The organism is Marinomonas posidonica IVIA-Po-181 (assembly GCF_000214215.1).
Taxonomy (GTDB): domain Bacteria; phylum Pseudomonadota; class Gammaproteobacteria; order Pseudomonadales; family Marinomonadaceae; genus Marinomonas; species Marinomonas posidonica.
Genome location: NC_015559.1, coordinates 3,160,371 through 3,173,417 on the forward strand (window position 1 = coordinate 3,160,371; position 13,047 = coordinate 3,173,417).

The 13,047-nt window shown below is 45.2% G+C and carries 10 protein-coding genes; 9 read left to right on the forward strand and 1 reads right to left on the reverse strand.

Annotated features, from left to right (window positions below):
* Nucleotides 1-1,590, reverse strand: coding sequence for a peptide chain release factor 3 (prfC, locus tag MAR181_RS14540; RefSeq protein WP_013797357.1), 1,590 nt, complete (start codon nt 1,588-1,590; stop codon nt 1-3).
* Between the two features lie 446 nt (nt 1,591-2,036).
* On the opposite strand from prfC, the gene MAR181_RS14545 reads away from it, so the two are divergent.
* The 9 genes from MAR181_RS14545 (at nt 2,037) to phnE (MAR181_RS14585) (ending at nt 12,989) form a co-directional block, all read left to right on the forward strand.
* The gene (locus MAR181_RS14545; RefSeq protein ID WP_013797358.1) at nt 2,037-2,801 is read left to right on the forward strand and encodes an ABC transporter ATP-binding protein; all 765 of its coding nucleotides are present in this window, start codon (nt 2,037-2,039) and stop codon (nt 2,799-2,801) included.
* A 33-nt stretch (nt 2,802-2,834) separates the two neighbouring features.
* Nucleotides 2,835-3,707: an ABC transporter substrate-binding protein gene (locus tag MAR181_RS14550; RefSeq protein WP_013797359.1), complete on the forward strand. Its 873-nt coding sequence runs from the start codon at nt 2,835-2,837 to the stop codon at nt 3,705-3,707.
* Nucleotides 3,707-5,683, forward strand: coding sequence for a Fe(3+)-hydroxamate ABC transporter permease FhuB (gene fhuB / locus MAR181_RS14555; protein WP_013797360.1), 1,977 nt, complete (start codon nt 3,707-3,709; stop codon nt 5,681-5,683). Before MAR181_RS14550 ends, fhuB begins: the two co-directional genes overlap by 1 nt.
* Nucleotides 5,684-5,983: 300 nt before the next feature.
* Nucleotides 5,984-7,876 carry an ATP-binding protein gene (locus MAR181_RS14560; RefSeq protein ID WP_013797361.1) on the forward strand — a complete coding sequence of 631 codons (1,893 nt, stop codon included), beginning with the start codon at nt 5,984-5,986 and terminating at the stop codon, nt 7,874-7,876.
* The gene (locus MAR181_RS14565; RefSeq protein WP_013797362.1) at nt 7,877-9,244 is read left to right on the forward strand and encodes a sigma-54-dependent transcriptional regulator; all 1,368 of its coding nucleotides are present in this window, start codon (nt 7,877-7,879) and stop codon (nt 9,242-9,244) included.
* Nucleotides 9,245-9,463: 219 nt separating this feature from the next.
* Nucleotides 9,464-10,513 carry a phosphate/phosphite/phosphonate ABC transporter substrate-binding protein gene (phnD, locus tag MAR181_RS14570; protein WP_013797363.1) on the forward strand — a complete coding sequence of 350 codons (1,050 nt, stop codon included), beginning with the start codon at nt 9,464-9,466 and terminating at the stop codon, nt 10,511-10,513.
* A gap of 89 nt (nt 10,514-10,602) precedes the next feature.
* On the forward strand, nt 10,603-11,388 hold the full coding sequence (gene phnC, locus MAR181_RS14575) for a phosphonate ABC transporter ATP-binding protein (RefSeq protein ID WP_013797364.1): 786 nt from the start codon (nt 10,603-10,605) through the stop codon (nt 11,386-11,388).
* Entirely contained in the window at nt 11,376-12,170 is a 795-nt protein-coding gene (phnE, locus tag MAR181_RS14580; protein WP_013797365.1) for a phosphonate ABC transporter, permease protein PhnE, read from the forward strand. The genes phnC and phnE (MAR181_RS14580) overlap by 13 nt, the downstream gene beginning before the upstream one ends.
* Before the next feature lie 21 nt (nt 12,171-12,191).
* A complete protein-coding gene (phnE, locus tag MAR181_RS14585; protein ID WP_013797366.1) occupies nt 12,192-12,989 on the forward strand; it encodes a phosphonate ABC transporter, permease protein PhnE in 798 nt (265 codons plus the stop codon).
* The last annotated feature ends 58 nt before the right edge of the window (nt 12,990-13,047 follow it).

Consider the following 13,047-nt stretch of genomic DNA (forward strand, 5'->3'; position numbering starts at 1 on the left):
TCAATGTTCTCGAGTTGCACGGAAGGTAACATCCGGAAAACGCTCTTGTGCTAGATTCAAATTGACCATGGTTGGCGCAATATAAGACAAATTATCACCACCATCTAACGCCAAATTAACCTGATTCTTGCGTTTGAACTCTTCCAGTTTCTTACCATCTTCACAATCAACCCAACGAGCCGTCGCAACGTTAACCGATTCATAAATGGCTTCCACATTGTATTCCGCTTTCAGACGCGCTACGACCACATCAAATTGCAGCACACCAACCGCACCCACAATCAGATCATTGTTTTGCAATGGACGAAAGACCTGTACAGCCCCCTCTTCTGATAGCTGAACCAAACCCTTTAGCAATTGCTTTTGCTTTAATGGGTCTTTCAAACGAATACGACGGAACAATTCCGGTGCAAAGTTTGGAATACCAGAAAATTTCAGACTTTCACCTTGTGTAAAAGTATCACCTATCTGAATGGTTCCGTGGTTATGCAAACCAATAATATCACCCGCAAAGGCCTCTTCAGCACGCGATCGATCACCTGCCATAAAGGTCACGGCATCGGAAATGCTAATATTTTTACCGATCCGTACATGATTCATCTTCATGCCTTGTTTATAGGTTCCCGACACAATTCGCATAAAGGCAATACGGTCACGGTGTTTCGGGTCCATATTGGCTTGAATCTTAAACACAAAGCCTGAAAACGTCTCATCTTTCGCTTCGACTTGACGTTCATTGGTCTGACGAGGCAATGGCGCTGGCGCCCACTTCGTCAAACCGTCCAACATATGATCGACACCGAAGTTACCCAAAGCCGTACCAAAATAGACAGGTGTCAGTTCACCTTCCATAAACAACTCGTGGTCAAATTCATTTGACGCGCCCATGACCAACTCAAGCTCTTCACGTAACTGCTGAGCCAATTCGTCGCCCACTGCGACATCCAAATCCGGGTTATTCAGACCTTTCACCACACGCAATTCCTGAATGGTATGACCTTGACCCGTTGAGTACAGAATCGTTTCATCCCGATGTATGTGATACACACCTTTGAACTCTTTACCACAACCAATCGGCCAAGTAATTGGCGCACACATGATATTAAGTTCGCTTTCGACCTCATCTAAGACTTCCATTGGATCACGAATATCACGGTCCAATTTGTTCATAAAGGTGACAATTGGCGTGTCACGTAAACGGGTAACTTCCATTAGTTTGCGAGTACGATCCTCGACCCCTTTTGCCGTATCGATGACCATCAAACAAGAGTCAACAGCGGTTAAAGTTCGATACGTATCTTCCGAGAAGTCTTCGTGTCCTGGTGTATCCAATAGATTCACCAAACAATCGTTATATGGGAACTGCATAACAGACGTCGTGATCGAGATACCACGTTCCTTCTCCATGTCCATCCAATCGGATTTGGCATGCTGCTTCGAACCGCGCCCTTTGACTGTTCCTGCCGACTGAATCGCACGTCCGAACAACAACACTTTTTCTGTGATGGTGGTTTTACCTGCATCCGGGTGGGAAATAATCGCAAAAGTACGACGCTTGTTTACTTCATTAATAAAATCGGCGTTTGCCATGTATAAAAATCTCCGCCTTGCGCAACGACAGCACAAACATAAAATACGCTCTCTGCTCCGCCTAACCAAAGGCCATAAACAACCGATATGACGCCACAATGGTCGTCAAAATCTAGGTTATCTAGAGATAAGAGCATTTAAAATTGGGCGTATTATACGCCACTGTCAGCTAAAGGCACGCCTTGTCTATGTTTTTCAATCTGCACAACCATTGAATTGAGACATGAAGAGGACTTTTTATCCTATTTGGGCTAGGGATATAGACACTAAAAGCCCCTAGACTTGATCCCCGCACAAATTCTTAACCGACTCTCTTTGCCTACCCCCTAACCAAATAGTATTGCAAACGATTTGCATTATTATTAATGAGAAGAATAGAATGTAAGCTTATGTGAGTTTGTCTCAAACAAACTTAATTCGCACACAACCCTATTTGGTTTTCTAGAATGATAGAGTCTAAAAATCTGCAGTTTCGAGTTGGTGATCGCTCACTTTTATCTGACTTTTCCATGCAATTTGAAGCGGGAAAAATCTATGCTCTGGTTGGACACAACGGTTCAGGAAAGTCGACCTTACTAAAGCTTTTAGCGCAACAGCAATCCCCGAGTGATGGCGATATTTTGCTGGATAACAAAACGTTATCCGCTTGGCCCAGCAAAAAGTTTGCTCAAAAAGTCGCTTATCTTCCTCAGCATACTCCTTCCACAGATACACTAACTGGGCGCGATTTAGTTGGTTTCGGACGCTACCCTTGGCACGGTTTACTTGGCCGTTTGACCAAGCAAGACAAAACCATTATTGAAGAAGCCATGCAGCTAACCGACACCTTGGATTACGCGGACCGCATGGTAGACACCCTATCAGGTGGTGAACGCCAACGTCTGTGGCTCGCCATGCTACTGGCTCAACGCTCCGAATACTTACTCCTCGATGAACCCCTTTCTGCTTTGGACATAGCCCATCAGGTCGACATGCTAAAGCTGATCAAAAAGCTCAGCCAGCAGCTGAATCTTGGCGTTATTATTGTTATCCATGACATTAATATGGCCGCTCGCTTTTGTGATGACATTGTCGCATTACACAGCGGCAAGTTAATTGCGGCAGGCACCGTCAAAGATTTGTTCGATCAAGAACACCTCAAGCAGATTTACGACATCGATATGCACGTTGCCGATCACCCTGCAGGCTACCCAGTTGCCATGCCACACTAACAGCCAAGGTACTCAATTTCAGTGAGAATTCCCATGATTGTTCATTCGATAAAACGTCTAGGACTGACAACTTTGTTGTTATGTCTGAGCAGTTGGACGCTGAATGCTGAGCCACAACGCTTGGTGTCCATAGACTGGTCTCATACCGAAACCTTATTAGGTTTGGGCGTAACGCCGGTTGGTGCAACTCAAAAAACCGCTTATAACGCTTGGGTTAAAGAGCCGAGTATTCCCATAGAATCAGTCGATATTGGGTTACGAACACAACCCAATTTAGAACGTTTAGCTGAGTTAAACCCCGACCATATTTTTGTTTCGCCAGCTTATCAATATCATCAAGCCAGACTGGAAAAAATTGCCCCAGTCACCGCTATTTCCATCTACGCTGAGGGCAAAGCGAATTGGCAAGCCCTACAAGACTTTACCCACACCATGGCGTCAGCGATTGGCAAAGAAGACGCAGCACAGCAACTCATTGCAGCATCTGAGAATTCCTTTCAGCAACTAAAAGCCTCCTTACCCGTCAAACCACAAGCAGATCTACTGATGATTCAATTTATGGATGCTCGTCATGTGCGGGTATTTGGTCATAACAGCATGTACCAAATCGCACTGAATCAACTCGGTATCAAGAATGCTTGGTCGGGTGACACCAATGCATGGGGGTTTGCTCTGGTCGGCATCGATAGTTTATTGGATATCAAAGGGCAATTTGTCGTAGTAGACCCACTACCAGCTGGTGCTAAAGAACATCTCGAACAAGATCAGCTCTGGCAATATCTGATTAAAAAATCGGGGCATCCGGTATTACGCATTGAGCCGGTTTGGAGCTTTGGCGCAATTCCATCCACCGTACGCTTTGCCACCCTTATCACACATGCCATTCAAGAGCAGGAGGTAAACTAATGCGCATTCTACCCTTTAGCTTCGTCAGCCTTCTCTTACTGGCCGTATTAGCCGTCGGCTATGCGCAACTGACCGCACAATTGCCCTTCAGTCTAGCCTTACAAAGTTTTGTGCACACGGATTGGCAGTCTGTCATTTCCATCAAGCTGTCTTTAACCTGGTGGCCACGACTCTTCACTACCCTGATTTGCGGTGCCGCACTAGCGGTAGCTGGGGTATTGATGCAACAAGTGTTGCGCAACCCTATTGCCTCACCTTCTACTCTGGGGGTAGCCACAGGTGCCAGTTTTGGCTTAATGCTGGCCACTCTGTACGCCCCTTGGTTAATCGAAATTTCGCACAGTCTGGTCGCTCTGTTGGGTGGCTTAATCACCATGGCATTGGTCTTTGCTTTGTCATGGCGACGTGCTTTATCGCCTACCATTGTGGTCATTACCGGTCTGGTAATTAATCTGTATTTTGGTGCCTTTAGTACCGTTCTTTTGATTCTCAATGAAGAAAAACTCTCAGGCTTGATGATTTGGGGAGCCGGCTCGCTGGTACAAACGGGCTGGGAAAATGTGCAGTATTTATTACCCAAAGTCATCATTGCCACCGGTGCCGCTTTTCTCTTCCTCAAACCCTTGAGCTTATTAGAGCTCACCGAATCCGGCGCAAAAAGCTTAGGCGTTTCCTTAGCGAAATTGCGCTTTATTTGCCTAGGTTTGGCCGTCTTACTAACGTCATGGGTGGTGGCGAGTGTTGGCGTGATCGGTTTTATTGGTTTAGCCGCCCCAGCGATTACACGCTTATTGGGCGTACGTCGGCTGGCACCCAAGCTTATTGTCGCGATGATCATTGGTGCTTTACTGCTAACCCTAACCGATTTGCTCATTCAGTCTTTACCGGGTTACATGCCAATGTACATCCAAACCGGTGCAGCCACAGCAGCATTGGGAGCGCCTTTGATGTTATGGCTGCTCCCCAAACTGTCAATGAAAAACCAAACTCAAACGGAAACAATACTGACACGCCACACACCGAAAGTACGCCACGTTGGCAAAAAATCCATTTTACTCACAGCGGCGCTCCTACTATTGGGCTTGGTTGTCTTTTCCACTGTGTCGCTGCAAAACCAAGGTTGGCAATGGCTACTATTAAACGGCGAATGGTCAATGCTGGATTGGCGTTTACCTAGATTATTAACCGCTGTATTAGCGGGTGCTATGTTGGCTGTGGCCGGAACCATCATTCAACGTATCAGTGGCAACCCAATGGCAAGCCCCGAGGTAATTGGTATTAGTTCAGGTACCGCCATTGGCTTAATTCTGTCTTTGTACACAGGTCTAGCGGCTGGCATTACGGGAATGTACATTGGTGGCTTAATCGGCGCAGCCTTGAGTATGCTAATCATTGTGTTGCTTAACCGAAAATCAGGCTTCCAACCTGAGCGCGTATTGTTAACCGGTGTGGCCATAACGGCTTTGATGAACGCCATTCAAACCATCATATTAGCGGGTGGTGATCCTCGTAACTATCAGTTCCTCGCTTGGATGTCAGGTTCCACCTACTATGTCACTTACCAAACACTGTTAATGACCTTAGCTTTTACCCTTGTGCTGGTTGCTTTGGTGTTCCTGTTCACCAAATGGCTAGATATTTTACCCCTAGGCCAAGCCAGTGCTCAGTCTTTGGGGGTGAGAGTCAGCCGTTCCAGATTAGTGTTGTTAGCCATTTCAGCTTGCTTAACTGTGGCTGCCACACTGGTGGTTGGGCCACTCAGCTTTGTCGGCTTAATGGCTCCGCATTTGGCTCGAATGCTGGGCTTTAATCGCGCGAAAGAGCATCTACTAGCCGCCGCTTTAGTGGGCAGTTTCTTGATGTTATTTGCTGATTGGCTGGGCAGACAATGGCTCTACCCACAAGAGATTCCAGCCGGCATGGTCGCCTCCATTTTAGGAGGACTGTATTTGTTGTGGGGATTGCAAAGACTTTAAGGTCGATAATTGCCGCTCAAACGTCTATATCAAAAACGTCGAGACGTTTGAGCCTAAGGTTACCCCTTAAAACAACCATCCTGAGTTCAACGTAAACAACACACATAAAACACTCTCACTTCTAGTTCACCGAAAAAGAAATGGCTTCATCAACAAGCATGGTCACAAAAAACAGCAAACACTTGTGATGGGACATTTTTGTCCTCAATATAGGCCCAAACCTAATAAAAATAAGACGTCCAAGTTGGCATCAATCTTTCATTAGATAAATAAATTATAAAAATAATAGGACATACATAAATGGGGACTCCCAGCTTTTCTTGGCTTCGTAATATTGGCATTGGCGGTAGGCTATTTTTAGCTTTTGTTCTGATATCTTCTATCACCATTGTGGCAAGTGGGATGGCAACCAATACCTATTTGCAACTCAGTGATCGTCTTCTGCTATTAAAGCAACAAGACATTCCTGGATTGGATGCGGCCGCTAGATTAAACGATAAAAGCCGACAAATTGTTGCCACTGCGCCACTGCTCGTGACCAGCGACTCTTCGGTTGCCAGAACCAAAGCCATGCGTGAACTCAGTTCTGCAATCCGAGAAATGGATTCGCTGATGCGCAACCTACCGGATTACAATCGATACTTTCTTGAACTTATTACGCAAATTAGCAACAGCCTAACACTGTTAAATCAAAGTGTAGAACGTCGAGAGGTCATCAGACAAGAACTCGCAAAGCACTCTTTGTTTATCTTTCCATTATTCCAAGATGCCATTTATCAAGTAGATCAGATCCACCCTACTCCTGAGTTAGAAGCAGTCATACATCGACTCTATTATTTCTCTGGATTAATCGAAAAAGTCAGCAACGATGCATCCTTTAACGAGTTAGACTACACCTTCTTAAGGCTAGAAAAGTTAGGCGCTGAAATAGCAGAATACCTGACCTTACTGCCACAAGTTCCAGCTTCTTTGCAGGAGTCATTATTCGACTTGCTCACAATGAGCTCTAGGCAAGGGGCGCTTTTTCAACTCAAAAATGAAGAATTAGACCTGCTCTATCAGCAAAGCTTTCTGTTAGAAAACAGCCAACAACACATTCAGCAGTTAGCGGCACAAATCAATCAATACACAAATAACACCAACACAGGTATTCGCAGCTCACTCGAAAGAGCGATCAAATCCATACATGGCAGTATTCGTAATATTTTACTTTTGTCTCTTATTAGCCTGAGCATTGCTTGTGCGATTTCTTGGTTTTATGTACGTCGCAATGTGTTGCAGCGCATCATTGAGCTACAACAGAATATGCGCGCCATTGCCAGCTCCCAATTGGACACTAAAATCCGCATTGTGGGTCATGACGAGGTCTCAAGCATGGCTCGAGATCTCCAATACTTTCAGGAAACGGCAATACAAGTTGAACAAACCAATCAAACTCTCGCCGCTGAGATCGAAGAAAGAGTCGCCGCTGAAGCACAATTAAAAGCTGCTCAAAATGAATTGGTACAAGCGGGTAAGCTCGCAGCGCTGGGTAAGCTTGGCGTCGGGATTACGCATGAAATAAATCAACCACTGACCGCCATTGCCAGCCATTTGCATACGGCTGGGCGACATATGGAAAAAGAGCAAGTGAACAAGGCACAAACCAGCTTACAAAAAATCAGCCTGCTGCTGACCAAAATCACTCGCATCACCAAGCATCTCAAAGCCTTCGCTCGTGTTGCCGGAACAGAACTCACTCCCGTTTGTTTAGACACGGTTATTCGAGACGCGATCGAACTTATGTCAAGCCAGATTGCCGATCAAAATTGCCAACTTGATTATCAGACAAACGCCTCTTCTCTTTATGTCTTAGCGGAGCCCATTCGCTTAGAACAAGTCATGGTCAACCTCATTAGCAACGCTGTTGATGCCCTATCAAGCGCCTCCTTAAAACAGCTATCCATTGAGGTGCATGAACAAAACAATAAGATAATCATTGATGTCAGTGATACTGGTATAGGCATTGAAGAAAGTCAGATAGAACAAATTTTTGACCCTTTTTTTACCCAAAAAGAAGTGGGACAAGGGCTCGGACTCGGTCTATCCATTAGCTATAACATAATCCAAGACTTTGGCGGACAAATCAGAGTTTCATCGACCCCCGAGACTGGCAGTCGCTTCACCTTAGAATTAGCAAAGGCGGAAAAATAAATGCTAAACACAATAAAAATAATCATGATCGATGATGACCAAACCATCATCGAAGCATTAACCGAAATGCTGGAACTCGAAGGCTTCCAAACTGAGAGCCACAGTCGAGCAGACAAGGCTATCTCATTGCTCAACAAAGACAGCCCTGTTGTGGTACTAAGCGATGTCAGAATGCCGAAAATGAACGGCATGAATTTACTCGCTCACTTACAAGAGTTAGATAACGAATTGCCGGTCCTGCTAATGAGTGGCCATGGCGACATCCCAATGGCCATTGAAGCCATGAAGGAAGGGGCTTATGACTTTCTTGAAAAACCCTTACAACCAGCTCAACTTATTAGTCAATTACAAAGAGCATCTGAAAAACGACAACTGGTACTGGAAAACCGCAAACTCAAACAAAATCTTGCTCAACAAACTGGGTTAGAAACCTTGATTATCGGTGAGTCAGCGGCCATCAAAAACATTCGCCAACATATCTCTTCTCTAGCACAAGCGAACGTCGACACCATTATTTATGGTGAGACTGGATGCGGCAAAGATGTGGTTGCGAGAGCCTTGCATCAATTCAGTCTAAGAAACAAAGGTCGCTTCATTGCCATTAATTGTGGTGGCATTAGTGAAAGTCTCATCGAAAGTGAGTTATTTGGTCATGAAGCGGGCTCATTCACCGGCGCCAATAAACGTCATATAGGCAAAATCGAAGCCGCAAATGGCGGCACATTATTCTTAGATGAAATCGAAACCATGCCACTGCCAGTACAAATCAAATTATTACGGGTCCTACAAGAACGCACTATTGAACGAGTCGGTAGCACCACTCCCATTCCTGTTGAGCTCACCGTTATTGCGGCCAGCAAAGACAATCTGGCGCAACTTGGTGAAGAAGGAAAATTTCGTCAGGACTTATTTTATCGACTTAATGTCGCTAGCCTCACCATTCCACCTCTCAGAGATAGACCCGAGGACATTTTACCGCTTTTTCATCATTATGCTCGAAAAGCTTCCGAGCATTTTTCTCGAGCCTTACCAAGCATCACCCCCTCCTACCTAGATTATTTAATTCAGCATCAGTGGCCAGGCAATGTTCGTGAATTAAAAAACGCCACCGATCGCTTCGTACTTGGCATCAGTGAAACATCATTAGCCTCAATCAAACGTCAGGATGACATCAATGGCAGCTATGAAGAACGTATGGACCAGTTTGAACGCCATATTATTGAAGAAGGCCTAAGAGCCACAAACGGCCTATTAAATGAAGCAGCCGAACTGCTGGATATGTCACGCAAAACCTTGTATCGCAAAATGAAAAAGCACCAATTGGATAAACAACACTTTAAAGCCACCGAAAATGAAGGACACGAATGACCCATTTCATATTTCACCATGAGACCAAAGCGTCCCAAACCAAAGGCGTGCAACGTCAAAATAACAATAACACTATGTTTTAAAAGAATTTTTAAATATTGGCATTGGCATTGCTCTATAGGGGTTAACCCGACACTAAAGTGGGGTTATCTCATCTCCGACAGCGGAACCACCCGACCGGTGATAACAATAAAAAAATACATCATGAGGAAAACAATAATGCCTATTAAATTATTGACAGGTTTAGTGCTATCTAGCTCATTACTGTTAGGCGCCAACGCTGCCCTAGCAGACAATTGTAGCTATCGTGGCGTTCTGGACGATAAATTCTGCGACGAGAACTACGATTTAGTGGCCGATCTGCCAAAAGATTCAAGCCAATGGCGTGACCCTAGTACACTTGTCTTTACGTATACTCCAGTTGAAGATCCAGCTGTCTATAAAGATGCGTTTAGTGATTTCCAAAAATACCTTAGCGATGTCACTGGTAAAAAAGTAGTGTATTACACGGTTCACTCAAATGCGGCTGAAGTCGAGGCGTTACGCTCTGGCCGATTGCACATTGCAGGTTTCTCAACAGGGCCAACCGGCTATGCTGTGAATTTAGGGGGCTTAGTGCCAATCGCGGTAAAAGGGACAGAAGAGTCTTTTCAAGGCTACAACCTGATCACGATCGTGCGACAAGACAGTGATATACATAAGATGACCGATTTAAAAGGCAGAGTGGTTGCTCACACTTCTGCGTCTTCCAATTCGGGTAACTTAGCACCGCGCGCCATCTTCCCAGCGCTTGGAATAACACCGGATAAAGACTATAACGTGAAATATTCCGGCAAGCATGACCAATCTGTGATGGGCGTGTTATCTGGCGACTATGAAGCCGCACCGGTTGCATCAGACGTCTTTAAACGTATGGTAGATGCCAAACGTATTAATAAAGAGGACTTCCGTATTATTTATACCAGCCCTCGCTTCCCTACGTCTTCTTTTGGTTACGCTCATGACCTAAACCCTGAGTTGGTTGAAAAAATCAAAAAAGCGTTCTTCACTTTCCGCTTCCCAGCCGATATGCAACAAACATTTGGTGGCGCTGATCGCTTTTTCCCCATTACTTACAAAAAAGAGTGGCAGGTCATCCGAGACATTGCTCACGCATCCGGCACAGCCTACACCAAAACTGGACTTAAACAGCTAGCCGAAGCGGATGCCGCTAAGGCCGCAGCTAAGAGAGCCAAAGCAGCGAAAGCGGCTGCCAGCAAAAACCAATAAAACCCGTATTAACTGAATACCTCATTTACATAAAGACCAGCAACCTGAACCATCAGGTTGCTCGGCACTCTTTGTCTTTAGGAAACACTATGTCTGTCACTCATAACACAGCTGAGCACTCAAACTTTCTTGAAATTCGAGGCTTAAAAAAAGAATACACAGCCGGTAACCCGATTTTAAAAGGGATCGACATTAACATTACTGAGCCTGGCATTATCGCGATCATCGGCCCCTCTGGTACCGGCAAAAGTACATTACTGCGCTGTATTAACCGCTTAATTGACCCTACTGATGGACAAATATTATTCGACGACAGTGACCTATGCCTTGCAAAGGGCGCGCAATTACGAAAACTGCGCCGTCAAGTCGGCATGGTATTTCAAGAGTACAATCTGGTCGAACGTTTAACCGTCATAGAAAATGTCCTAACAGGTCGCCTTGGCTATATGTCGGCGTGGAAAGCTTGGCGTCGAAAGTTCAGCCAAGAAGACATCAACACGGCGTTTGAATTATTAGAGGCCGTTGGCTTGAGTGAGCACGCTAAGAAACGAGCCGACAGCCTTTCTGGAGGGCAACGCCAACGAGTCGGTATTGCCAGAGCGGTCATGCAAAACCCAAGAATTCTATTAGCAGATGAGCCAACGTCTTCGCTTGATCCTAAAACGGCGGTCGAGATCATGGAGCTTTTACAACGATTCTCTGATGAAAAACACTTGCCAACATTGGTCAATATTCACGATGTAAAACTGGCCAGCCGATTTGCCAAACGTATGATTGGCATGAGTAATGGCGTCGTTGTCTATGATGGACCACCTGAAGGCATCACAGATGAACACCTGAAACAAATCTACGGAGGTGAATCATGGCTGGTATAAACTCCTCACAAAACCGTGAAAATCCCTTTAAACAAAACTGGTTTGTTACCGCAACCTGGCTCATCGTTATCTGTTACGTGGTGTATTCATTTCAGGCAATGGGCTTAAGTTGGGAGCGTTTTAATGATGGTCTAGGTCATGCCAGCAACCTTTTAGGACGAATGGTCCCGCCAAATTTTAGTCGCTGGTCTCTGTTACTCAGCGGCCTAATTGAAAGCTTAGAAATTGCCATTATTTCGAGCATTTTCGGCATTTTCATCTCTCTCTTTTTGGGCTTAGTTGCCGCTCGAAACCTCATGCCAACTTGGGTCAGCACGCCAGTAAGAATGTTGATCGCCCTTTGTCGTACATTTCATCCTGTGATCATTGCAATCTTGTTTGTAAAAAGTGTGGGATTCGGTGCGTTGGCTGGGATTTTAACCTTGATCGTGGCGTCTGTTGGCTTTATTGCCAAACTCTTTGCTGAAGCCATTGAAGAGATTTCACTGAAGCAAGTTGAAGCCATCCGAGCCACTGGAGCAGGCTTTACCAGCATTATTTTATTTTCCGTCATGCCACAGGTATTTTCGCGCTTTATTGGTTTTTCCACCTATCAACTCGACTCCAACTTACGGAATTCAACCATGGTAGGGATTGTCGGGGCTGGTGGACTGGGCGGCACGCTCTTCTCCGCCTTCCAACGCTTTGATTACGATTTTGTGGCGGCCATCCTAATCATCATTATCGCACTGATTATGTTTGGTGAATTTTTATCCAATATCGTACGCCGCATTTTCCGCTAGCCTGACCTAGGAATATACATTATGAACACAATAGATCATCACTGGCAGCGCTTTACACTAAAGCAGAAATTGTCACGCTATGCCGTTTATCTGGTACTCATCATAGCTTTTTTCCAATCCATTAAATCCGTCGAAGTCATTCCCGAATTTTTATTGGATGCACCTGAGCAAATGGCCGATATGTTTGCTCGTATGTGGCCAATTGATTTCGCGTATTATCCTGTTGCCGTTCACGACGCTATGATTGAAACACTCAACATCGCGACGCTAGGCACACTCATCACACTCATCTTTGCGATTCCGTTAGCACTAATGAATGCCAGCAATATTGTCAATTCTGCCTGGTGCCACTGGATCTCTCGATTCTTCTTAGTGTCTTCACGATCGGTTAACTCTCTGGTATGGGCTCTACTGTTTGTCTCCATTTTTGGACCTGGTGTCATTGCTGGTGTCTTAGCCATCGCCTTTCGCTCTATTGGCTTTGTCGGCAAGCTACTGGGAGAAGCAATAGAAGAAGTCAACATGGGCTCCATTGAAGCGCTGAAAGCCACGGGGGCATCTTGGCTGTCTATTTTGCTCAAAGGCTATTGGCCGCAAGTATTACCGGCTTTTTTCAGCATCGTATTGTTTCGTTGGGACATTAATGTCCGTGAATCAGCGGTTCTTGGTCTAGTAGGTGCTGGGGGGATTGGTGTGGTTTTAGACGATTCAATGAACTTATTCCAATGGGACAGAGTGGCCATGTCTCTTTTAGCCATTTTCGCGATTGTCATCGTCGCTGAAATTGTTGTGGTGAATATTCGAAAACGTTTAATTTAAAAAAAAACAATGCTTTCTAACTTGCCAATAAAAAGGAGCCAATCGGCTCCTTTTTATT

Coding starts and splice junctions, on each gene's coding strand:
- prfC (WP_013797357.1), bottom strand. CDS start 1,590: ATGGCAAACGCCGATTTTATTAATGAAGTAAACAAGCGTCGTACTTTT.
- phnC (WP_013797364.1), top strand. CDS start 10,603: ATGTCTGTCACTCATAACACAGCTGAGCACTCAAACTTTCTTGAAATT.
- phnD (WP_013797363.1), top strand. CDS start 9,464: ATGCCTATTAAATTATTGACAGGTTTAGTGCTATCTAGCTCATTACTG.
- MAR181_RS14550 (WP_013797359.1), top strand. CDS start 2,835: ATGATTGTTCATTCGATAAAACGTCTAGGACTGACAACTTTGTTGTTA.
- phnE (WP_013797365.1), top strand. CDS start 11,376: ATGGCTGGTATAAACTCCTCACAAAACCGTGAAAATCCCTTTAAACAA.
- phnE (WP_013797366.1), top strand. CDS start 12,192: ATGAACACAATAGATCATCACTGGCAGCGCTTTACACTAAAGCAGAAA.
- MAR181_RS14565 (WP_013797362.1), top strand. CDS start 7,877: ATGCTAAACACAATAAAAATAATCATGATCGATGATGACCAAACCATC.
- fhuB (WP_013797360.1), top strand. CDS start 3,707: ATGCGCATTCTACCCTTTAGCTTCGTCAGCCTTCTCTTACTGGCCGTA.
- MAR181_RS14560 (WP_013797361.1), top strand. CDS start 5,984: ATGGGGACTCCCAGCTTTTCTTGGCTTCGTAATATTGGCATTGGCGGT.
- MAR181_RS14545 (WP_013797358.1), top strand. CDS start 2,037: ATGATAGAGTCTAAAAATCTGCAGTTTCGAGTTGGTGATCGCTCACTT.